Consider the following 22909-nt stretch of genomic DNA (forward strand, 5'->3'; position numbering starts at 1 on the left):
TAGGTAATGAAGAACAAGACCGTTTATGAGTTCCTGGCCCCATGTCCGATATTTCCAATCTAATCCTGTCCCTGACACCCGAAGATGGCTCCACCATTGGCAACGGGGCGATGCTTGCGCTGCTGCGCGAGCACATGCCGGACCTTGCCGAAGACGACTACATCGCCGCGCGCGATGCGCTGATCGATGAGGGCGTGCTGGGGAGTGGCCAGGGACGTGGCGGGTCGATCTTCCGTGTCACGGATGAACCGGACGATGATAAAGACGACCTAGACGAGGATGAGAGTGACGAGGACGACCAGTTCGAACTGATCCACACCGAAGAGGCCGCCTCGCGTCAGCGAAGGGCCAAGGCCGGGAAGAAGGTCGCGCGCAGGGCGGACGGGCTCGTGGAGGTGCTGTCCTACCGCCACGGCGAGACGCGGGTGAACAACCCCGAGGTCGGGATGGTCCATGCCGGTACAGATCCAGATGGCGACAAGACGGTCTGGGCCTATGACCCGCATCTCGACCCGGTGCTGAATTTTGACTCTGCGCGCGCGGGAATCGAGAAGCTGATCGACGACGCGCTGGCCAGCGAAGATCCCGAGCGGATGGAGGACGCGCTGCGGGAACTGAAGCGGCTGCAGGCGCCCTATTTGAACTGGACTGGCAAGGCAGAGCGATTGAGCTTCGAGGTCGATACCGTCTCGCTCCATGTCCATGAACGGGTGGACCCGGCGACGATCCTCGCCAATGCGGCGAAGCGGCTGAAGGGCAAGGATGCGCCGACCCAGTGGCGGCAGCCGGACCTGTTCGCCGCACCGTTCGAGAACCTGCCGCTGCGCCAAGCACTGGATTTCTATCACCATGAAAAGGGCTGGTCGAACCGGCTGGTGGCGGGCGACAGCCTTCTGGTCATGAACTCGCTTCTGGCCAAGGAGAGCATGCGCGGCAAGGTGCAGATGATCTACATCGATCCGCCCTATGGCATCAAATACGGATCAAACTTCCAGCCCTTCACGAACAAAAGAAAGCTGTCAGACTCGGATAAAGATGAGGACCTCAACCAAGAACCCGAGATGATCAAGGCCTTTCGGGACACGTGGGAACTCGGCATCCATTCATACCTCACCTATTTGCGTGACCGCTTAATATTGGCAAGAGAGCTGCTGAACGATAGTGGAGCAGTCTTCGTGCAGATATCTGATGAGAATGTACATTTGGTCAGGGGAGTGCTTGACGAAATATTCGGCGTTACAAATTTTGTCTCGCAGATATCATTCTCGAAAACAGGATCTGTGACTGGCAGCCACCTCGGAAAGGTTTGCGACATCCTGTTGTTTTACGCGAAGAACAAAGATCGCCTGAAGTACCGAACTCTCTATGAAAAAAAGCCGGATATGGATGGCGACTATTCTGAAGACCCGCTGAAATCGGATGGCTTCAGAAGTACGACCACCTGCCCATACAATTTCATGGGAAAGAGCTGGCCGTGCGGCGCGAATGAACATTGGAAGGTGCCGATCGAAGGACTTGATCGCGCGGCTAAAGCTGGGCGGATAGTTCCGAAAACTACGTCGCTTCGTTTGAAGAAATTTGCGACTGATTTCGAATACAAGGTGTTTCACTCAGTTTGGCTTGGGTTTGGTGGCGCATCCAACATGCAATACGTCGTCGAAACCAACACCCGCATTGTAGAGCGCTGCATATTGATGACGACAGATCCAGGTGATCTAGTGTTAGATATTACCTGCGGCTCCGGAACTACGGCGTTTACAGCTGAAAAATGGGGGCGCCGCTGGATCACTTGCGATACCTCACGTATTGCCATCACGCTCGCAAAGCAGCGGCTGATGACTGCCAGCTTTGACTACTACATTCTAAAATACCCGCACGAAGGATTGAAGGGCGGATTTGATCATGAAACTGCAAAGCGCATTAGCCTGGGGTCGATTGGCAGCAATACGGATATCGACAAGATATTTGATGAAGACCATCCCAAAATCGCCGCGGCGCTGGCCGATCTGATCAGTGCGCTGGCCGCCACTCCACCAAAGCCACTCAAGCCCAGCCAAGGCGTGCGCAAGGGTGAGCCAGTAGACTTCGCCAAAGGTGACACCCTGCACGAATGGGAAGTGCCGTTAGACTGGCCCGACGCATGGCCCGATACAGCCCGTGCGCCCTTCGAAAGCTTCCACAAAGCCCGGCAGGCGATGCTGCGCCGCATGGACCAGAGCATAAGTGACCACGCCGAGCAGGAAACGCTTTACGACAAGCCGCGCATCGACAAATCCAAATTGCGCATCTGCGGGCCATTCTCAGTCGAGGCGGTGCCGGCGCCTACCGTCCTGTCGCTGGACGACAGCTTGCCCCCACAAGAGGCCGACGAAACCGTCGCCCGCTCCGGCGAGACGTCGCGCCAAGCGCTCTGGCGCGACGAACTGCTGAAGACCGGCGTGCGTGGCAAGGGCGGCGCCATGCTCCGCTTCGCCGAATTCGAGACGCTGCCGGGGCTGAAACACATACACGCCAGCGGATTGCTGGCCGAGACGGGCGAACGCGTCGTCGTCAGCTTCGGCCCCGAGCACGCGGCGCTGGAGCAGCGGCAGGTGGAACTGGCGCTGACCGAAGCCGAGACCCTGCGCCCGTCGCCGAAATTCATCCTATTCTGCGCCTTCACCTTTGACCCTGAGGCTGCGAAAGACATCGCCGAGGTGAACTGGCCGGGCGTAACGCTGCTCAAGGCGCAGATGAACACCGACCTTTTGACCGAAGACTTGAAGAAGGGCCGCAGTTCCAACCAGTCCTTCTGGCTGATGGGCCAGCCCGATGTGGACCTGCGCAAGCGCAAGGACGGGCTGTGGGAGGTTCAGGTCAACGGTTTCGACTATTTCGATCCGCGCAAGGGCGATCTGGTCTCGGGCGGCACCAAGCAGATCGCCATGTGGTCGCTTGACGTGGATTACGACAACCGATCCTTGATGCCGCATCAGGTGTTCTTCCCGATAGCGGATGCGAAGGGCGGCTGGAACCGCCTGCGCAAAACCGTGAGGGCAGAGCTGGACGAAGACCTGCTGGAGCAGTTCCACGGCACCGTCTCGCTGCCCTTCGAAGCGGGCGAGAACCGACGCATCGCGGTCAAGATCGTGGACGACCGCGGGATCGAGTCGCTCAAGATCATGTCGCTGGAGGGATAAGCCCATGTCCCTCATCATCAATTCGCCCTTCGTTTGCCCGGCGCAGCATTGGGTCGAGGCCAAGGGCGGCAAGCTGGAGATCAAGCCCGAGCGGCGGCCGGCAAGCTACGAGGTCTTTGACGCGCGCAACAACACCAAACGCACAGAGGTGCTGGATCTGGTGAACACGATCCGCATCCGCGTGGATCAGTGGCGCGAAGACGGCTGGCCCGGCGTGACCATCGTCACCCGCAAGCTGTTGGAGCACTGGCACGACCACGAAGCGCGACAGCATCCGTTCTATTTCTGCCAGCTTGAGGCCATCGAGACGCTGATCTGGTGGGTCGAGGGTGCGGCAGGCTACAAGCAGGGCATCGCGATCCCCGGCGATGGCGGAGTATGGGAGCGTCTCTGCAACAAGATGGCGACGGGCGCGGGAAAGACCACGGTGATGGCGATGATCATCACCTGGCAGGTGCTGAACGCGCTGACCTATCCGAAGCGGAACAAGGATTTCAGCCGTGCGGTGTTCATCGTGGCGCCCGGCCTAACCGTGAAGGAACGGCTGCAGGTGCTATTGCCCAGCGAGGGCAGCTATTACGACGAGTTCAACCTGTGCCCGTCCGAGGCCCTGCGCCAGAAACTGAACCAGGCGGAGGTGATGATCGAGAACTGGCACACGCTAATGCCGCTGAAGGAAGCGGACCGCTCGGTGGTGAAGAAGGGGCGCGAATCCGACGAAGCCTTCACACGGCGCGTGCTGGGCAAGCTGGCGGCGCACAAGGACATCATCGTCATCAACGACGAGGCACACCACGCCTATCGCAAGCCGCCCGAGGTGAAGATCAGCAAGAAGCATGCCGAGGAGCATGGCATCGACCTCGACGAGGCAACGCGCTGGATCGAGGGGCTCGACCGCATCCACAAGACCCGGCGCATCCAGCGCTGCTTCGACCTGTCGGCAACGCCCTTCGCGCCGACGGGTAAGAAGAGCACCGATACTGCGCTGTTCGACTGGATCATCTCGGATTTCGGCCTAAACGACGCGATCGAGGCCGGGCTGGTGAAGACCCCGCGCGTGGTGGTCAGGGACGATGCGGTTCCGGATGCTAAGACGCTGCGCTCGAAACTCTACCACATTTACCGCGACCCGACCGTTTCCGAAGATCTGAACCGCAAGGCCGAAGCGCATGAAGCGCTGCCGAAGCTGGTCCAGGACGCCTATACGCTGCTCGGCGCCGACTGGCGGGAAACTCGGGCGCAATGGCAGGAGGCCGGGCATCATTCCCCGCCGGTCATGCTGACGGTCTGCAACCGCACCGAAACCGCAGCCCGCATCGAGACCTATTTCAACAAGGGCGATGCGCACTGGCCGGAATTGCACGCACCGACCCGAACGCTCCGGGTCGATTCCAAGGTGCTGGAGAAGGCTGAGATCGGCGAGACCGCGACCTCCGACAAGGATTACGAGGCGCGGCTGAAGGCAATCATCGACGCTGCGACCATCCCCGAGACCCGCCGCCAGCAGTTCCGCGCCCTGAAGAAGGAAGAACTGCTGCGTGAGATCGTGGACAACGTCGGAAAGCGGGATGGGGCCGGACAGGATCTGCAGAACGTCATATCGGTTGCGATGCTGTCGGAGGGATGGGACGCCAAGAACGTCACGCACATCATGGGTCTCCGGGCCTTCACCTCGCAGCTGCTCTGCGAACAGGTCGTCGGGCGCGGATTGCGTCGGGTGTCCTATGACACGGACGAGAATGGCCTGTTCCTGCCCGAATACGTCAACGTTTTCGGTGTGCCGCTTTCCATTTCGGAAACAGGCGAAGGCGGGGAAGCTCCACCGCCTCCGAAACCGACCACTCAGATCGAAGTCCTGCCCGAGCGGGCCCACCTGGAACTTCGCTGGCCGAACGTGCTGCGGGTTGAAACGGTCGTGAGACCACAACTTGCCATGGACTGGGGCAAGGTAACACCGCTCGTGCTCGACCCTGCCAGCACGCCAATCAGCGCGGAATTGGCCCCCGCGCTCGGCGGCGCGACCGACATGGGCAAGGTGACAGCCATCGACCTCGAGAAACTGCCTGACGGCTTTCGTCTGCAACGTCTCGTCTTTCAGGCAGCACGGAAGGCCTTCGCCGAACTCAGCCACGGTTTTTCGGGTAACTACGAGTATCTCGCAGCGCAGCTGGTCAAGATCGTTGAGGCGTTCCTCAACTCCGACCGCCTCGACATCCCGTCGCTGTTCCACTCCGACCCGCTTCGGCGGCGGATTCTGATCGCACTCAACATCGACCTCGTCGTTCAGCATGTGCTGAGCAACGTGACAGAGCAGAACACGGAACGTCTGACGCCGGTGTTCGACGAGGAAAACCCGATCGGCGCCACCGGCCAGATGCGGACCTGGTACACCACCAAGCCGTGCTTTCCGACAACCAAGTCGCATATCAGCCACCTGGTTGGGGATTCATCCTGGGAGGGACATGCAGCGAACATCTTCGAGAAGCGCGACGACGTCATCGCTTATGCCAAGAACGATCATCTCGGCTTCCAGATCTACTACATGTGGGCGGGTTCGCGGCGACGCTATGTTCCGGACTTCCTTGTGCGCCTCACAGGTGGGACGATGCTGGCGCTGGAAGTCAAGGGCACTGACAGCCCTCAGGACAAGGCAAAAAGGCTCGCGCTCGACGAGTGGATCGGGGCAATCAATGCTTCAGGTGGCTTCGGTCGCTGGGATTGGGACGTAGCGTTCGCGCCCCATCAGATTGAGGACATTATCCGTAGGACAGCGGGCCATCGGTTTGCCGCACATTCCCTAGTCAGGCTGCGGCGTGCTTTCACGGCCGCGAGAATCGATATTCCCGCAGGCACAGAAGGAGTCATCGTCGATAGCTATCCGTCGCGAGATGCATACGAGGTTGAGGTTTCGCTTGCCCCGGCTTTGACAGTAACGGTCTTCGGGAGTGATCTGGAGCCGATCGATGCATGACACCCCGCCTTGGCAGCCATTGGGCGAGCAATCGTGGATTGAGAACCCCCAAGACCTTCGCATTGCCGACAATAAGGTCGCTGACTACCTTCTCAACAACAACCATTCAATAGGAGCAGCGAAGGCCAAATTTTTTGAAGGCGTTGGCCACAAACGTGAAGACATTGAGTCATTTAAGGAAACGATGCGAGAGCACGCTGCTTGCAATCCTGTCGCTTCAGTAGAGAAACATGCCTTCGGAATGAAGCTAGTCGTTGACTGCTTTGTCGGGATGCCGAATGGCCGCAGTTATTGCATTAGGACGGTTTGGAATGATCACGGAGACGGCCTACCACCTATTTTGATTACCGCGCATCCAATCGATTTAGCCTAAGCAGGCGCTATTTCGGGACGAGGAATCAAACCAACATCCACGCTGGGTGACTCGAATGAGTGCGCAATGGAGACCAATGACTAGGCGGGACCTCAAGGGTTCCATCTGGCTGAACAAACTGCCATTCACTGACGGAAGCATACGGGCGTAATGAACCTATAGAAACAGACAGAGATTACTGAAACGAACGGCTGATCTTGGAATTGGAGACCAGGCACCCTTTGGGCCCGGAGACGGACCAACCGGTCTTGGCGTGACGGTCGAGATCTGCAGATCTCGATAGAGATGCGGCCTGTAATCAAGCAGCCCTAACGATTTCCATACAGAGTCCCACGGAGCGATATTCAACCCGGACGTTTTTGACGGGCCGGCCCGCACTGCAGGTGGGGCTCGAAGCGCTTTATCGCATGTGGTTACCTGCGCTGGCTCAGCACCTTAGTCGTGTCAGGTAGTCCGCGCATAACCCTTCGTGCAGCCGCTGGTACTCCTTGTCAGTTGCTTGATGCTGAAGGCATTGGGATATCCCAGACGACCTCCGCCAGTTTACTCAGAAACTCCTGACGCTCTGTGACAGCTACCGCATTCCAAGTTTGCCAGCTTTCAAGCTTGCGCACGGTTGCCGTAATCCTGTCGTCCTTGCCCACCTCGTGCGCTGCAGCATCCGCCTGACACTTCGTTAGCAGAAATTTCGACTGCTCATACGCTACGATTTTTCCGGAATACCGGCCGTTCTGAAGCGCCCTGTTGATCGCTTTCTCGATGAGTAACAGGTTGCCGAGACACTGGCGAATATGAATATCGGCGGCACCCTCGCCAAACTCTTCCATAGCCTCGAAAGAAGCATTCGATGCCAAGATGTGCTCAATGTCGTTGCCGCCGGCCGTGTAGTCGGACAGGCGGTCGCGCGATGCACTCGAGCCGTATGCCTGCAGGTCGATATACTGCGTGAGCTTTGCCAGTAGATAGCGGAGACGGAAGCCGCGGAGCTGCCAGGTCTTCAAACCAAGCAACGTCCTCCGGAATTCAAGGGCCAGCGTTTGACGCTCGGCACGCAAGGTTTTCTCCAAAAACAGTTCAAGCTGCGCATCAGAGATTTTGTTGAGCTGATGCGCAGCTTCGATAATACGTCTCTCATACTCTTTACCTGACGTGCCGGTCAGTAGCCAAACGAACATGGTTTTCTCCAGATCGTCGGCAAGTTTGCTGAAATTCGCAGGGGACAGGGAGCGACCAGCAAGCAGGAGAATAAAGTGCTGCTTTATGGACTTTCCTCCGAGCAGACGGGTGTTGATGATTCCTGCCTCTTCTTCGCCAGCGACGTTCTGTCCCTTCGCGAAGTGAGCATACGCCTTGGCAGCGTCAAGCAGCTTTCCGGCAAAAGCGAGCGGTTTTTTTTCGTGATTGGTTTGCTCCGCGTTCTTCCGAAACCAATCGTAGATCGCGTCTTCACGAAGCCTTCCGTCTACGTCATGCGCCGCAAGCAGATAGTACCTCAAGAACCGTAGCGGCTTTTCGTTCGCCTGATAGATAGCATCGGTGAGCTGTTTCCACACAGCTTTCAGCTTGCTAAACTCCTCACCTTTTGCGTTCATGAAAAGGAGGTTCTTGAGCAAGTCCATGGCGTCGAGGCCGACGCCACGATCATTGATCGTCTCAAATATTTTCAACGCCACGGCTACGGTCGGAGTTTCGATCCGGATGATCTTCACCTTGTTGGTGAAGTAGCCGTAGAAACGGCGTACTTCGGCTGGATCGTTTTTAAGCGTGGTCTCAATAAATTCCTTGATTGTCAGATATGCATTGTAGAGATTTCGGATTGACCTCGTTCCATCGCTGGGGGCGTCGGTGCCTGCACCTTCCGCATACCTTCTTAGGACGTCGCCCGCATCTTCGTATTGAAGGTCGAGCCTTAGACTTTGCGTTGTCTCGCCCTGCCAGTTGGTGGAGCTGTAAATTATCTGTCCGGGAAGTTCCTCTGGAACATCTGCCTTTAAAGCGACCAGCTTATCGCGGAGCGCGCATAATGTGAGATAGGCGGTTGTAGTTCGCTGCTGACCGTCGATGAGGTCGAAAACATCGCCGGCCTCGCGACAAACAACAACGGTCCCGATGAAATACTCAGGCGCGTCGTTCTTACTGGCATTCTGGTACTCGCTGTAGATGTCGCTCAGAAATTGTTCGACCTCTTCGCCACCCTCACCGCGAGGGTCCGTCTCACCCCAAACGTACTCCCGCTGATAATCGGGAACGCGGTAAAAGTCTTGGAAAAGAGATTTAATGTTTCGGTCTTGCGGATCGATCTGTTTGTTCATGCATAAAGCCCCGTGTGATAATCTGCTTGTTCCCTTTCAGGACAAGATTAGTCAACTCCCCTACGCGTTAGCGCGCCCAGGCATTTCAAAAGCCCTTGGACGCAGAGTCACCGTGAATCAATGTGCCGACTAGCTCGGCCGGTGTTCCGGGTTGAGGGTGGAACCACAACTCTATGGGAGTGATCGGCCCGTTGACTTTTGTGACAATCTCGATCGCTTGGGTGATCAGACGTTCTGGAAGTTCGCCATAGAACAGGTAAATAGCGCGATGGTAGCCTACGAGGCGACAGTATTCAGATAGCGTTAGAATATCCTTACATATGCCGCCAAGCCGCGCAGAACCAGGTTTCACCTCAATGATGGCATGATTGTTGTCCATCGATCCGGGGATGTGAACAAGCAGATCCGGCGACGCGAGACGGGCGCCGGTTGCCTTGATCAGAGCGTGTCCTTGTTTGTCTACTTCACCGTTCAACACGAACGCAGTGTCCGACGGCCAGATCTGCCGAAGTTGGTGATATAATTCATAGCAATATACGCGTTCGCGAAATTTGGGATCGCTTCCATGGACTGGTAGATGAAAGTAGAGGCCTCCGATGGAAGCCGTAGCCTGACAAAAAACGTCGTTAAGTTGCTGCACCTTAACCTCAACACTTTCGAGGAGATTGGCCGGCGTTGCGCCGGCGGCCATGGCTTATGTTTCAGGGATCGCGCGTCACTGGAGCCAATCGGAACATTGTGCCAACTACGGGCATATGGATCCAGAGTTCAGAGCAACGCCGTCCGGTGATTGATTCCACCGCACCTGCATAGGCAGCAAGTTGCGGCGCGTGGCCAACGGCTCGTTCTTCCCAAAGCTCGAAACGGCCGGGAAAGCTCTTGTGGTCGATAATAGCGAAATCAATCCCGGTTTCGACCAGCATATCAATACGGCCCTTGAGAAGCTGATCGGCTGCGGGTGACGTGACGGGCACTTCAGCAATGCACCTGGTCACCGGCCATCGGCCGCGGCGCCAGGTTGCTAGTCGGTCACTGGCGATAAGCGCATCATCTGCTTTGAAGCCAATCACGTTCCAACGCGTCAGGATAGACGACGCGTCGGCAAGGCGCTGACTTCGGTCGCGGTCTGGATCATCATAGCCGATGATGGAATGGAGCGCTTCGCCTAGCGCTGCAATGTCGGCGATCCCGTGTATCGGGAGCCTTCCGCCAAGGTCAACCCTTTCGACGACCTTCCAGCTTCCACCTACCGCCTCGCTTGGTTTCAGAAACAAGGGCGGACGGACCTGCGGCTCGGTCGTTCGCGCTCGCACGTAGGTGGGCAGCCTGCCACGCTCCGTCAATTCGCCACTCGTCGCAAGCGCCTTCACATTGACTGTGAAATTCTGGTTCCCAACCCCAAGCTGGTTATCGTCGTTCTGGGGAGGAACGACATGCGCTGCGGCCTCCGGCGCATTGAGCAGGCTCAGCCAATTGAGCGGGCCTTTCGCCGGCGGAGCAAAGATCAGATAGTCGCGGGCTCGCGTGGCGCCAACATAGAGAAGCCTGGTGTCTTCCTCGACAGCGCGTTGCAAAGCACGCCGCCCCGTCTCTGAGTTCGCTACCTCAACATCGATCGTGCCGCCTTTTCCACTCTGACCATACGGCCACGGCCAGAAGCGAATCCACCGCTCCGCCAGAGGGTTGCGCCAATCAAGCTCGCCGGTCGTCTCGGCGACCGGCTCGAACAGCCGCGCCTTCGATTCCCAGGCAAGTCCGGTCAAGATCGTCATTGGCCATTCAAGGCCTTTCGATCCGTGATAGGTCATGACCTGGATCGCATCACTGGCAAGGCTTGGGGGGCGCTTCGGCTCCGCTCCGTCGAGCGCAAGCAGCAGCCCCTGCAGGGTCGCAGGCGAGCCGGATGCAGCGCACTCTTCCTCATAGGCGCGTGAGAAACCGCGCAACGCCTCGAGGTCGTCGAAGCGCATCGCGGTATCGCCCCAGCTCTCGATATGGCTCAACAGTGCTGGCAACGCGAGTACGGCGTCGACCAGTTCGGCCGGCGTGAAATTGAGCAATTGACCTGCGAGCCTATCAAGCGCATCCGATATCGGCACGGCTGCCCGGAGCGCTGCGTCGGCATCATCAGAGGTAGCAGCCTGCAGCCATGCATTGGAACCGGCATCATCAGCGAAGAAGCGGGCGAGCTCCGCGAGGGCAAGGCGATCCGTCGCGTCAGCCACGCGCCGACAAGCGGCGAGCACGAATTCCACATGGGGTGTACGCGCAAGTCCCGATCGTTCAACTGCCACCGGAAGTCCAGCACGGCTAAGGGCGAGGGCAAAACGTCCGACATCGGTATTGGAACGGCAGAGAATGGCGATGTCACCTGGCGTGATTGGCCTGTGATCGTGCTTGTCGTCTTCGACAAGCCAGTTGTCGGCTTCGGCCAGACATTGCCGGATTCCCTCCGCGAGGGCTTGTGCCTGCTCGTCGACTTTGCCCATCAGCCACCACCATCCTGCTGAAGGCTTGTCAAAGCCAGCGTCGGATCGCGCCGCATCCGAAAACGCGTGCTTCGCCGCCGGCAGTCCCATCCGTTCGAAGACCGGCGTAAACATGGCATTGAAGAGATCGACCAGGCTTTTGCGGCTTCGCCATGATTTGGACAGGACCGGATTGTCCTCGGGCTTCCCCCCAGCGCCGAGAAACGCAGCCTGGGTCAGCTCGGTGTCGGCGCCGCGAAAGCCGTAGATGGCCTGCTTCGGATCACCAACCCAGGTGCTCTCGTCGACCAGCTCCCCAAGAAGTGTGAACACGGCAAGCTGCAAGGGACTCGAATCCTGGAACTCATCGACGAAGACACGGCTGACACGTTCCTTGAGCCTTGCGGCCAGGTGAGGTGTTTTGAGGATCTCTAGCGCGAGAGCTTCCTGATCCGTAAAATCCAATAGCCCACGCTCGGCCTTCCAATCCTGGTAAGCGGTCAACGCCTCGGCGGCGCAATGAAACGTCTCCGTGATGAACTGCTCGCATTCGAACCGGAGCCGCGGATGCTCGCTGTGCCGCCCCGCCGCGGCGATAAGATGGATCAACGCCTGATTATAAGGCTGTCCGTCCTTGGTGGGCGCGCATTTCACCTTGGTCAAACGCGCCCAAGTCGACCAACTGAGCGTTTCGCCGCGTAAAATGCGTTCATGCGCCGCCCTGATCGTCTCGACCGAATCCGCTCCCGTGCTGCTCACGATGGCCGGGCGCATTTCGAAGGCATCCTTCAACGCGTTGGCCAGTGCTGCGTCGAGGTCCGCGGCGTCTGCCGCGGGAGGTGGAAAGCATGCCAGAAAGGCCTCAATTGATCGCTGCGCCGACGAGGCTAACTGGTCAGCCTCAATTCCATTTGCCCGCGCGAGGGTCGCGATACTGCGCACAGTCCGGCGCCAGTCAGGCGGTTCTCCCGTCCCCGGCGCACGAGGATCATTGTAGCCGAAGTGGTCCGCGAGTTCGTTCAGGACCTCGGCACGTGCGGCGATTGCACCGTCCGCGGCCACGCTGAACACCAGCGACATGTTGGATTCACCGATGACAGCGGTCGACGGCGAGCGCCCCAGGTCGATGACAAATTCGCTGACGATTTGGCTGCAAACGGCGTTGACAGTGCCGAAGCGCGCACCGAGCAACTGGGCAGCTGCGTCCGCCTTGCCTTGCTCAAATAGTTTGGCACGGGCGCGTTCGACAAGTTCATCCGCCGCCTTGATGGTGAACGTCGTCGCAAGGATCTGTTCGGGCGTACGCACCAGAACCTCGTCGGCGATGTCATTGACGATCCTCGTCGTCTTTCCGGCGCCAGCGGCGGCGGTAATGGTCGTCAGTCGCGACATCAAACAAGCTCCTCGTAGACGCGACAGAGGCCGCGCAAATTGCAGAAGCGGCAGGGTTCTTTCGCTGCATCAATCGCAAGCCCAGCAGGTCGCAGATCACCTGTATCGGGGAAGCCGGCCGCAATCAGAGTCCCCTTCGTGGTGAGATCGTGCCAGAGACGCCAATCGTTTTTCACATGGCCAAGCGTAGCGAGGTCATCTATATCCGCTTCAATAGGATTGCCGGTCAGAATGGAGCCCGGACCCGCTACTATGCGTCGCTGGCGCAGCAGAAAATAGCCTCCCGGAGCACCCGTCCCGTCGCTGGCCGAAAGCCCGCGATAGATGGCTAGCTGGATGGCACGCCCGGACGCGACTTCCTCCCTATATCGCCGTTCGGAGCGGGTCCATTTGAGGTCCAGAACTGCGATCCGGTCGCCGCGACGAACCAGGAGGTCGAGTCTGCCCTGAAGCAGGAGCTGCCCCTGGATACCTTCCCGATCGAGCTCCGACCCGACGATCTCCAGACCTTGAGCATGGAGCAGGCGAACAAGCGCCTCCAAGGCACGTGGCACCATTTCGCGAGCGGCCGCGAGTTCTCCGGCATGTTCGGGCTGGAGGAGCGGAGCTGCGATCTCGGGAAGCAGGCTTTCGAAATGCCTGATTGCTTCCGTCCTGATACCGGCTTCGGCCGGTGGTGCGCCCGGAAGGAGCAGCCGGCGGGCGATCTCGTGGGCGAGATTTCCGAAGAGCTGGTCGGTGCCTGGGATTTCTGCAAAACGACCCGGCCGAAGATTGAGAATATCCTGGGCGAACCAGCTCAATTGACAGTTCAACATCCGTGTCAGCGAAGTCGCGCTCTCACGACGGGTGTCGGTAAGGCGTGTCGTTCCCGGCGGTATTGTCCAGACTGGAACCCCTGCTGGCGGCTGCACTTGCCGTCCAACAAGCTGGCGAGGAAGTATCCTGCCGGCGAGCATGGCATCGGGTTCACGCAGCAGCCGTTCCGCCTTGAAGGTGATCGCCGCCCCGCTTTCTTTCAGCAGAGGCCGCAAACGATGCGCCATTGGATGAAGGGTCGTCTGCGCGTCGCGCGCAAGCGCTGGGCGCACGAGAATGAGGTTTCCGTGGCAACGCCGGATGACACTGCTATGGGCGGCCTCGATCCGACGCGCAATCGCTGGTGAAGCATCGATCTCCACTCCATTGGCAATGAGCGCTTCACGCTCGGCATTGTCCCATGGTGTGATGGCAATCTTTTCGCCAGGACCGACAAAGTTCCACCAGATGACACGCAGGGCCGAGGACCACAATGCTCCTGGCGCCTTGATGGCACGAACAGCACCAGCTTCCGCAAAATGGTCCGGATTGGGAACGCCCTCCGACAGGACTTGCAAGACAACCCGCTCGAGAAGGAGGGCGGGAATGACCGAAAGCTCCAGGCGGCTCAGGGCGTCAGACACAGCAGCCGCAGCATTCGAAACTGCCATCAGCAAGCGGTCGCCATCGCCACCGTCCGAACGCATCGCCCAAGCGGCCACTCTCCCGCAGATCGCCAACGCCTCCGACAGTGGCATCCCCTCGCCTCTCGCAAAGCGCCCGACCTCCGTCCATGCGCGCCATTCCGCAAGCGTCGTGTCGGTTTTACGGCGCGCTGTATCCGCGTCGGATCGCGTATTGATTTCGAGCAGGCGATCCTCGATTTGGACCCATGCTTCGCGCCAGACGCGGCCACCGACCCCCGGCTCTTCGCTGAGCGCGCGTGCGAGCCGACGCGCGGCCCAGGCCGCAACAGGTGGCCTGGGAAGGAGAAAGAGGTTTAATAGCGCGCGGGGATCGAACGGCTGCCACGCGGCGGCGAAAGCCAGAGGAAGAACCTGCAGTGCTCCACGCCAGGGTGATGAGGCGGAGAGCCCGAGGGCTGGAATGCCCCTCGCCCGCAAAGCATGGTCCAGGAGCGCCGTATCGCCGTCGGAAGCGAGAATGACGCTTCCGCGCAGGTCCTCCGACGGCAAGGCTGCTAACCAGTCGGCGATCGTTTCAGCAGCCATGAGCTCCGTATCGGCTTCCACCATTGTAAGAGTGCCGTCGCCTGCCAGTGGCTGGACGGGCTCCCCTGATAGAACCCTCTGCACTATGCGCAGGTCAGAGCCCTCTGCCGCCAGGTCGGGCTGCTCGTGTTGGAAGATCGTGACCCCGACGGATTCGAGAGCCTTAACAATGCGTGCCCACAGTGGCGGCAAAAGATCCCGCCGGTCTGCCAAACCGAGTTGGTGAATTCTTAGGCCAGGCCTTGTCTTAAGGACGTCGAGCAAAGCTATGGCGCGATCTTCCAAGCCCGCCGGCAATGTTGGCTCGACTGCCTCTGCGGCAGCGAGATCGTCTAGGCGATTGCTACCGGTCGCGGTACCGTGCCAGCCACCGCCCACCAGCGTATCGCGCCACTCAAGGAGGGTGGCGGCCGTAGACCAGGGATCCCTCGAAAATGACGAGGCCCAGAAACGATCGCCACCGCAAGCACGGAGCTTTGCGAGATAAGTCGAAATGCGCACCGCCTTCGAAACGCTCGGTGCAAGCATTCCTAGCTGGGTTTCAAGCGTCTGAACCAGACCCAAGGGTCCAACGACATCCTCATCCAAACTTCCGGATGCGTCGTGCGCGTCGGGATAAACTCGACCATCTGCTGCCAAGCCGAAGATGAGATGCATGTCCTACCCCTGATTCCCCCTACCCCAGATTGCACTATGCCGGCTCTCGACGCGAGTCATTATCACTGGAGCCCGACGGTGGACCGATTGGGTAGCCCGAGCGAGAACTTTCCGCCTTCCCGTCACCGCAAGCCACTAAATGTCAGAAGGACGCAGGTCTTTGTTCGCCTGCGTCCGCCGCCTGTCAGTTGAAGAACTTTCGGAAGATGGACTTGAACCAGCCAAATAGACCTCCGGCTGTTGGTCCCATCGTTTCTGCAATAGGGGAAGGCGCGGGCGGTCGCTTAAGAAGCCGATCCTTCTCTCGGCCGGCCTCGATTGCAGCCCGTGACATCTTGTTGGCCCAAACTATCATCCCTTGATCGATGACGTAGTGCGAAGCACAGGCAAAGTCGTGATTGCCGATCGATGGCCAGAGCGATGCGTTGTCGCCGTGCATAGTTAACTTGTATTCGGTCGCGACCAGAGGCGTCGATACTTCCTCACCGCACCCGCACGCGCAATTGTGGAGTGCGACGCGACACTCCCGCGAAACATACAAAACCCCGTCGTCGAGAGTTTCAGGTATCTCCGCTGTGAAGACTGTTCTCAGCCTTTTAATCCGCGTCATATCGCAGCCCTGTTCGAGATATTGTTCCCCTCGATCATGTAAACCGAATTCATCTCATTACGCTCATCACGAAAATAGTCCGCCCACCGCTGCCAGCGCATGATGGCCATGATTGCGTTTAGCGAGTTGATGGCCGCGATCTGGATATCCGTTCGGTAGACATCGTCATCTTCTACGTCATCGCCGAAGGGAAGCAGCCTCTCGACCTCGCTCCAGTCGGTGCCTGGGCGGATGAACGTCGCCCTCGCGCATCCGTCCAGCCTGCCATCCTCCAGGCCAACGCCGATCCCGGTGTCGATAAACGGGATCGCCAACCGGACCAGTCCCTCAGCGATTTCGCGCCGCGACGAGCCCTTATCGATGCAGACAAAGACGAAGTCGAAGCCCGAGAGCTCGTCAACATTGCCATATGTAACGCGGACCGGGTGGGAAACGATGCCCTTGTGAATACGCGCGTAAACCTGCGTGTAGTAGTTCACCTTGAAAGGGAACTCCTTGAGCAATTCCCTTTCAGGCGAGCCAGGCGACCGGAACAAATTGTGATTAAGAAGCTGATCCCCGTCATACAGGTGGATCTCCGTGACCCATGTCTTGGCAAGAAGGTCGAGCAGGTAGGACCCGGTCCCGCCAAGGCCTATGATGGCGACCCGTCCCATAAGCTTTCGGTTTACCGCGCCTATACGGTATCGGGCCGAGGCAGAGTCAGGAATTGCGAATGGACTGTCGTCATTTGAGATCAACCCGCGGGCATGCGTCCTGGCGTTAGCCGTTCGGTCCAAAGATCTCGCGGCACCGCCGATCAATCCCTCGTAAGCTACTACCTTGTCGTAGATAGTCTCGTAGCGATGAGTGATCTCCGGCTTCGACGACAAATAATAGCTAACATCAATATCAGCGAAGCGCTGCTGAACGGCACCGTTGACGATATTGTTCATCGGCTTTCCATCGCGATGACATGGCATCCCACCTGCGAAATACATGGTGTGATCGCCCTGCGGCGTCGAGGTCAACCCAGAGGACGCTTCAAGCGAAAGGGCACAGGTGAGGACGCCGCGGGCCAAGGAGCCATCGACCGTCACATAAGGAATGCTACGGACAATCAAATGACCGTTGCTCACCTCAAGCTCGAAGCCTTCGTCTTCGAGTTGCTTCAGAAACGGGTCACGACTTATCAGATCGACGGACATTGAACACCATCCCATTCTTGACCATGATAGATTCACCCTCAACGAGATCACCCTCTGCACCACCGACCCCATGAAGGTAGGTCGTGGTGTAGTTGAAGTTTTCGAAGTCGGGATTCGGGTAAGCAATCGCGGCGATTTCGCGATAGCTATGGCGACGCTTCTCAACGGTCCGCGGCCGCCCGTTGACTTTAATTGTCACGGTTTTGGGTTCGCGGCTACGGACGCGCTCGACGCCCTTACCGCTCAAATCGATTTTGCCATCGACCGGGATGATTGTGTCACCATCACTATCGAGGACCAGTTCGCGGTCCTCATCAATGTCCGCGTAACGATAGAGATCGGCGGCAGCGATTGCTCCCTCGCCCCACTCCCAACCGCGTTCGTCAACAGTGAAGTTGTAAACCCGATCGCTTTCGAAAGTCCGGAATACCGCAGTTTCACCCGGGGCGAACTTCACCTCATCCTCAAGGCCAATCGAGCGCCCGGATTTCTCAACGATCTGTATGAGGACAAACTCGCTCGCAGGCACTTTGCCCGCGGTCTCCCGAATCTGACTGCCGTCCATGACTTTATCGCCGATGCTATAAATCGCGCCATCGACAGTGAACTCGAATTTCTTGTTGTCTTTTACCATAACTGCGCTCCGTTCTCCGGCGACTCTTGATCGTGATTCGTCAGTGGACTACACTGCGATTCTAGTCCCGATATGGACTAATCTATATCGGGACTTATTTGAAATACAAGTCCATATTGGGACTTTTCGGGAGATTCATGCGTGGCTAATATCGAACCCGTCGCCGCAGCGGCCGAAGGGCGATCATCGATTCCGGCAGTCATGGAGGCATTTCAAGGACTTGCGGAGTTGTGGGAGCTTTCAACCGAAGACCAACTTCTCCTGCTGGGATCGCCTGGCCGATCGACCTTCTTTAAGTGGAAGAAAGAAGGAGGCTCAATTCCAAGAGACACCGTCGAGCGAGTCTCTCACCTACTCGCGATCCATAAGGCCCTTGAGATTCTACTCCCGGACAGCAGAGCTGCTGACACTTGGATCCGAAGACCTAACCAGTTTTTCCGCGGGCAGAGTGCTCTCGACGTTATGCGCGGCGGCCAAGTGATGGATATATTCCGTGTCAGACAATATGTGGACGCGCAGCGTGGCGGCTAACTCTTTCACTGTGATCGACGTCAAGCAAACGTTCTTTACTCTCATTCCGTCGCGATTTCCGACGATTGATGTTTTTGCGCGGGTAGCGAATGGTCGGAGTAAGGAACTGGCTGAGATTGAGTCCCTAACCAATCCGCGCCTGAAAGACCGAGAGCGCATTCTCCGAGGTGGAGCTACGATTGTTGATGATAACGCCCCACTTCTTCAGAACTGGAATCATGCCCCATTCACATATCACAACCCGGAGGGCTCGCGGTTTTTCGGCCCCGAAAATCCGGTGCTAGAACTATTTAGCGACATTCAGACAGCCCTTTCTGTTTCCATTTGGAAACGAGAGAGGTTCCTGTCTCGCACTAGCGAGGCACCGATTGGACTTGAGATGCGAGAATTGTCGCGCACCGTGAAAGGCCGCTTCGTTGATGGTCGCGATTGGGATCCGGACCTTGATATTGACACGAGATACAAGCGCGGTCGGCATATCATGGATGCCGGTTTCGACGGCCTGCTCTATAGGCCGCCAGAGCGAGGTGCCGGCTTTTGTGTCTGCGTACTTCGGGGTGAGGTCCTAGATCGGGCCGTTCAGGGCAACCACTTCAAGTTCGTCTGGGACGGAAAACTTATCAGTCGGATCTATTCCTTTGGTTCCGGGAAAGAATATGTACCTGACGATCTGCGGGGTAGCGAGAACGTGATAGCGGCTTAAGCTCGATGCCCCAACCAGGTCATCAATTGTGCAGCGCTTGTAGCAATCCTTGTCGTTGCGTTCATAGTGGTCTAGGATAGCCTTGCTTGCTAGCCGATACTATCTATCGCACTTTTCGAAACACTCAATGACGTCTGCCTTTGTTAGACGCACGCTCATCGTCCCTTTGCCTCAGTCGCTTACACTAGCGGCCCACGACCCTGCACGGAATGCCAACAATCGCCCGGTGACCTTAGACCTTAGTGCACTCCCCATGCCCGAAACCTCCCCCTCCCGGTCATCTCCCTGAGGCCAAGCTCCAAAACAATCCGCCGCGCCGCCTGCGGTGTGACGTCGAGCGTCTTCGCAACCATCCCGGCAGAGACCAGCGGTTTTGCCATGACCAGCTCGACCAGTTCTGGCAATTTTGAAGAGGTTCGGCGTCCCTCCAGCTTTCGCTCCATCATTTTTCGCGCCAGCGTCAACCGGTCATGTTCTTTCATGCCAATCTCCGCGGCCGCGATCAGCCCCTGGGCAATCGCGAGCAGTCGAGTCTTCCGATCGCGACTGCGGCGCCGATCGACGGGTATCGTTTTGAGCCCGAGATTGACGGCGGCAAGATGGGCGCCGGTAGTGATGCCGGCCTGGCGCAGGATCGAGGCGGCAAACAGCCGGCCAAGCCAGGGCGCGTGCTGCAGCACCGACAACTCATTCCAGGCATCGAGGGCGACGATCGCCTGCAGCACGGCCGGCAAGTTTTCGGCCTGGCGCAGCGCGCCGCGCCATTCGTCGAGCCGAGCATCTTCGTCCCAGTCGAGATCATAGACGAGAGGGTCTCGCTCGCGGTTATTGGCCGGGGTCCGACCGGGCTTTTTGGCTCGTTCGATTGCGGCGTCCGAGCGCGCGAGCAGCGCATCGATTGCAGCATAGTCGACGCCCGGCAGATCTTTGACGTCATCACCATCATCACCCTCCCCTTCTGGCTCGATCGGGGCCTTGGGCCTGATGACTCCGGCCGTCTCCGCCTCGCCCGCGGCGGCCGACGTGGTTTCCGATGTCTGCCTCAGCGTCCGCAAACCTTCGGCGGATAGCGCCCAGTCAGGCGCCTGGCCGCAAATGCGTCGGCGAGTGCGCAGCACGTCGCGGGCGATGGTCAGTTCGTGAGTGGGGGTGCGGATATCGCGGGTGGCGTCGTGGAGGACGAGGTCTTCGAGATGGACGAGTTCTCCGTCGATCCACAGCGAGGCGCAGGCGTCGGCAAAGTTTTGGCGTTCTAGCCAGCCTGATCCTACCACGGAGCGCTCAATGCGCTCGTCCAGACGCGTCAGAGCGACAACAGCGTCGAAAGCCGGCCGCATTAAGACACTCAGGCTGATTTTCGAGAGATCGTAAGCCATTGAAATTATGGTAAATGATGTCTTAAACGAAAGCTATAAGGTCACTGCGGTTCCCCACATGCTATAAAAGAGCCCGTGGCGGCTCGCCACCGATAAGTACCGCTTATCGGAAGTGATTGCTATAACGCCGCAAATTAGGGTGTCGGTCACCATGGATCGCAGGAAATGCGCGGTTTTCCAGGCTTTTCGGCCGATTTCGTCTGGGATGACCGGACTCCCCGAGACAGAATTCGGCCGCCGCAGTTGCCCCGCATAATCCCGACCCTTCTTCCGGCATAATGTGCCGGCGACCTCCCGAGGGCCCCTGCTCTCGCGGCATCTCCAAAACGGTTGTTTTTCCGGCCTTTCCGCCACAGGAGCCCGCTGGCGCGGGTTTGTCAGTGCGGACGCTCCGTTGCTTATCTCGGGCGGCGATTTGAGTCTGGCGGGCCGCTATTTGATGCCTAAAACACGCTTGCAACTGTTCGATTTCTAACGCATGCCTTATCTGTACAAACTACTTCGAGACAGGGCCGTTACAAGCGCGATGGCAAAGCCACAAACATTTGACAACCAACAATCTCCCAAGCGGCTGATCGGTTATGCCCGGGTGTCGACGGATGAACAGGTCCACGATGCCCAGTTGGACGAGCTGCGTGCAGCCGGCTGCGATCGGATCCATCAGGAGCATGGTTCCGGAGCATCGCGGGCTCGACCGGTGCTGACGCGATTACTCGCTGAACTTAGCGCCGGCGACGTCCTCATTGTCGTGCGCCTCGATCGACTGGCCCGATCCGTCAGTCATCTCTTGTCGGTGATCGAGGACCTCGAGGCCCGCGGCGTGCATTTCCGGTCGATCCGCGATCCAATCGATACGTCGACCCCGCAGGGCATGTTTTCCCTTCAGGTCCTCGGCGCCGTCGCGCAGCTCGAGCGGGCGCTAATCGCTGAGCGTACCAAAGCCGGCATTAAGGCGGCGAAGGCACGCGGCAAGCTTCCTGGAAATCCCGGTCTGCGAGAACGACGGCCGGAGGCGATCAAGGCAATCTCGCAGGCACGGGAGAAGCTCTATCTCGATGAACTCATTGCATCGGCGCAGACGTGGCTGCCGATGGTGCGTCAACTCCGGCCGCAGCACAGTTGGGACAATGTCGTGCGGGTTCTCAATCGCCGTGGCCACGACTGGACCGTCGAACGCCTTCGTCGCGCTGTTCATCGCATGGTACGCGAAAAGCTCGCGGAGAAGGAACTCCTTGCTCGATCCCCTCGCCGGGCTCCCGAAGACTATCTGATGAAGCTGGTGGCGGCAATTGCCATTGCCGATCCCAACCTGTCGCTGCGCGACATTGCCGCGCAACTGGACCAGATGGGAGAACGGCCTGTGCGCAGCGGCAAGAACTGGCAACCGTCCTCGGTGCGGGTCCTGCTGGACGAAGCCCACCGATTTGGCCTCATTCGCCGTTGAGGGCATGGTTCATCCGACGCCCGATGGCAGAGAGTCTTTTCTTGTCGCTATTCGACTGCATAGCCGTCAGGTCCGGCCTTTGGGGATCTGTAGCGCCAGGACCGCTAGTCGCTATCGCTCCGCGGTTTCAGCTCAGCGCCTACATCCTCGCCGCGGAGCCGGCTTCCTCCGCCTGCTCGCCCCCTCCCCCGGAACGTGCTGAAGGCTTCAGCCGCGGTGATTATGATCCGCAGAGGCGCGCGGGCCATGACCCTCGGCGGCGCGGGTAAAAGCAGAGGACAGCCGCTCCCCTCGCTACCAAAAAGCCGTCTCGGCTGCACGACGAATTCGGGCGCGAGCCGGAACTCAGTCAGACAGTATTTGTTTCTTTTACAATCCGTCCGCGTTTCGGCGTTCTTTCAAGGATGCTCGACAATTTGATTGAGCCATTTGTCCGCGCCGCCAGCTATATTTCCTACAAGAATGATTACGGCCGAAGATCTGCAAACATTCGTTTTACGACCAGCAAATTTCGACTGTCCTCGAAGCCTGGGAGGTCTTCGTCCTGAAGCATCCTGCGGAGACCGCCGTTAAGATTACAAAGCAATGTCTCCTTTCAGTCGTGACAAACACCGCGATTGTTCGTTCGAACACGAAGCCGCTCAATCGGCTCCGTGCATCAACTGACCTTACTACACCAGCCGCATAGAAGGGCTGTCGGCCATTCTACCCGGGCAACCATGACCAATGCCCTTAGAACGTCATGTACGATCAAAAATGACCGCCAAGACCCCGCGACCCATGGCGGCGACAGGACGGTACCTATCTCTACACAACCGATCTTGTGAGAGGTGGCGCGAGGAGCGGGTCATGCGCCGTCCATAGTAGCGCCCGAAAATGTCGCTTCTTTTCAGAGTGTTGTAGCTGTGGTCAGCTGACCACCGGAAAAGCAGCTGTTGGCAGTGCGTCCCACCCCAAAAGACTTGCTGGCCCACGACAGCAGAGTCTGGCGAAAAACCTCGATCAGTGGACCCGCTGACCTAGCACTCAATCCTCTCCGGCA

At 58.4% G+C, this 22909-nt stretch carries 14 protein-coding genes; 6 read left to right on the forward strand and 8 right to left on the reverse strand.

Features of this window, described 5'->3' with window-relative positions; genetic code table 11:
• The first annotated feature begins 41 nt into the window (after positions 1-41).
• Genes EV130_RS30195 through EV130_RS30205 form a run of 3 tightly spaced genes read left to right on the forward strand, consistent with a single transcriptional unit; the run spans position 42 to position 6523 of the window.
• Complete coding sequence (locus EV130_RS30195; RefSeq protein WP_004680475.1) at positions 42-3179, forward strand: site-specific DNA-methyltransferase; 3138 nt, start codon at positions 42-44, stop codon at positions 3177-3179.
• A gap of 4 nt (positions 3180-3183) precedes the next feature.
• Positions 3184-6150 carry a BPTD_3080 family restriction endonuclease gene (locus tag EV130_RS30200; protein ID WP_004680476.1) on the forward strand — a complete coding sequence of 989 codons (2967 nt, stop codon included), beginning with the start codon at positions 3184-3186 and terminating at the stop codon, positions 6148-6150.
• A complete protein-coding gene (locus tag EV130_RS30205; protein WP_004680477.1) occupies positions 6143-6523 on the forward strand; it encodes a DUF6883 domain-containing protein in 381 nt (126 codons plus the stop codon). The genes EV130_RS30200 and EV130_RS30205 overlap by 8 nt, the downstream gene beginning before the upstream one ends.
• 491 nt (positions 6524-7014) lie before the next feature.
• Here the strand turns inward: EV130_RS30205 and EV130_RS30210 are convergent, their stop codons facing one another.
• From EV130_RS30210 to EV130_RS30240, 7 genes are all read right to left on the reverse strand, one after another.
• Positions 7015-8835 carry a DUF262 domain-containing protein gene (locus EV130_RS30210; RefSeq protein WP_004680478.1) on the reverse strand — a complete coding sequence of 607 codons (1821 nt, stop codon included), beginning with the start codon at positions 8833-8835 and terminating at the stop codon, positions 7015-7017.
• 85 nt (positions 8836-8920) lie between these two features.
• Positions 8921-9526, reverse strand: coding sequence for a hypothetical protein (locus EV130_RS30215; RefSeq protein ID WP_004680479.1), 606 nt, complete (start codon positions 9524-9526; stop codon positions 8921-8923).
• Positions 9527-9536: 10 nt separating this feature from the next.
• Entirely contained in the window at positions 9537-12695 is a 3159-nt protein-coding gene (locus tag EV130_RS30220; protein WP_004680480.1) for a UvrD-helicase domain-containing protein, read from the reverse strand.
• Entirely contained in the window at positions 12695-15382 is a 2688-nt protein-coding gene (locus EV130_RS30225) for a PD-(D/E)XK nuclease family protein (RefSeq protein ID WP_004680481.1), read from the reverse strand. Before EV130_RS30225 ends, EV130_RS30220 begins: the two co-directional genes overlap by 1 nt.
• A 184-nt stretch (positions 15383-15566) precedes the next feature.
• Positions 15567-15992 carry a ubiquitination-like system serine protease family protein gene (locus EV130_RS33680; protein WP_010034424.1) on the reverse strand — a complete coding sequence of 142 codons (426 nt, stop codon included), beginning with the start codon at positions 15990-15992 and terminating at the stop codon, positions 15567-15569.
• A complete protein-coding gene (locus tag EV130_RS30235) occupies positions 15989-17179 on the reverse strand; it encodes a ThiF family adenylyltransferase (RefSeq protein ID WP_004680483.1) in 1191 nt (396 codons plus the stop codon). The genes EV130_RS33680 and EV130_RS30235 overlap by 4 nt, the downstream gene beginning before the upstream one ends.
• Entirely contained in the window at positions 17154-17813 is a 660-nt protein-coding gene (locus EV130_RS30240; protein WP_004680484.1) for a multiubiquitin domain-containing protein, read from the reverse strand. Before EV130_RS30240 ends, EV130_RS30235 begins: the two co-directional genes overlap by 26 nt.
• A 201-nt stretch (positions 17814-18014) precedes the next feature.
• On the opposite strand from EV130_RS30240, the gene EV130_RS30245 reads away from it, so the two are divergent.
• Complete coding sequence (locus EV130_RS30245; RefSeq protein ID WP_010034430.1) at positions 18015-18344, forward strand: MbcA/ParS/Xre antitoxin family protein; 330 nt, start codon at positions 18015-18017, stop codon at positions 18342-18344.
• Positions 18307-19047 (forward strand): RES family NAD+ phosphorylase, encoded by a 741-nt coding sequence (locus EV130_RS30250; RefSeq protein ID WP_237358602.1) that lies wholly within the window; start codon positions 18307-18309, stop codon positions 19045-19047. The genes EV130_RS30245 and EV130_RS30250 overlap by 38 nt, the downstream gene beginning before the upstream one ends.
• Before the next feature lie 239 nt (positions 19048-19286).
• Here the strand turns inward: EV130_RS30250 and EV130_RS30255 are convergent, their stop codons facing one another.
• Positions 19287-20432, reverse strand: a complete 1146-nt coding sequence (locus EV130_RS30255; protein WP_026188831.1) for an RHE_PE00001 family protein — start codon at positions 20430-20432, stop codon at positions 19287-19289.
• Positions 20433-20949: 517 nt separating this feature from the next.
• Here EV130_RS30255 and EV130_RS30260 point away from each other — a divergent pair.
• On the forward strand, positions 20950-21867 hold the full coding sequence (locus EV130_RS30260; protein WP_008534020.1) for a recombinase family protein: 918 nt from the start codon (positions 20950-20952) through the stop codon (positions 21865-21867).
• Positions 21868-22909 lie beyond the last annotated feature (1042 nt).

Origin of the sequence: Rhizobium azibense (assembly GCF_004342325.1) — a bacterium.
Classification (GTDB): domain Bacteria; phylum Pseudomonadota; class Alphaproteobacteria; order Rhizobiales; family Rhizobiaceae; genus Rhizobium; species Rhizobium etli_B.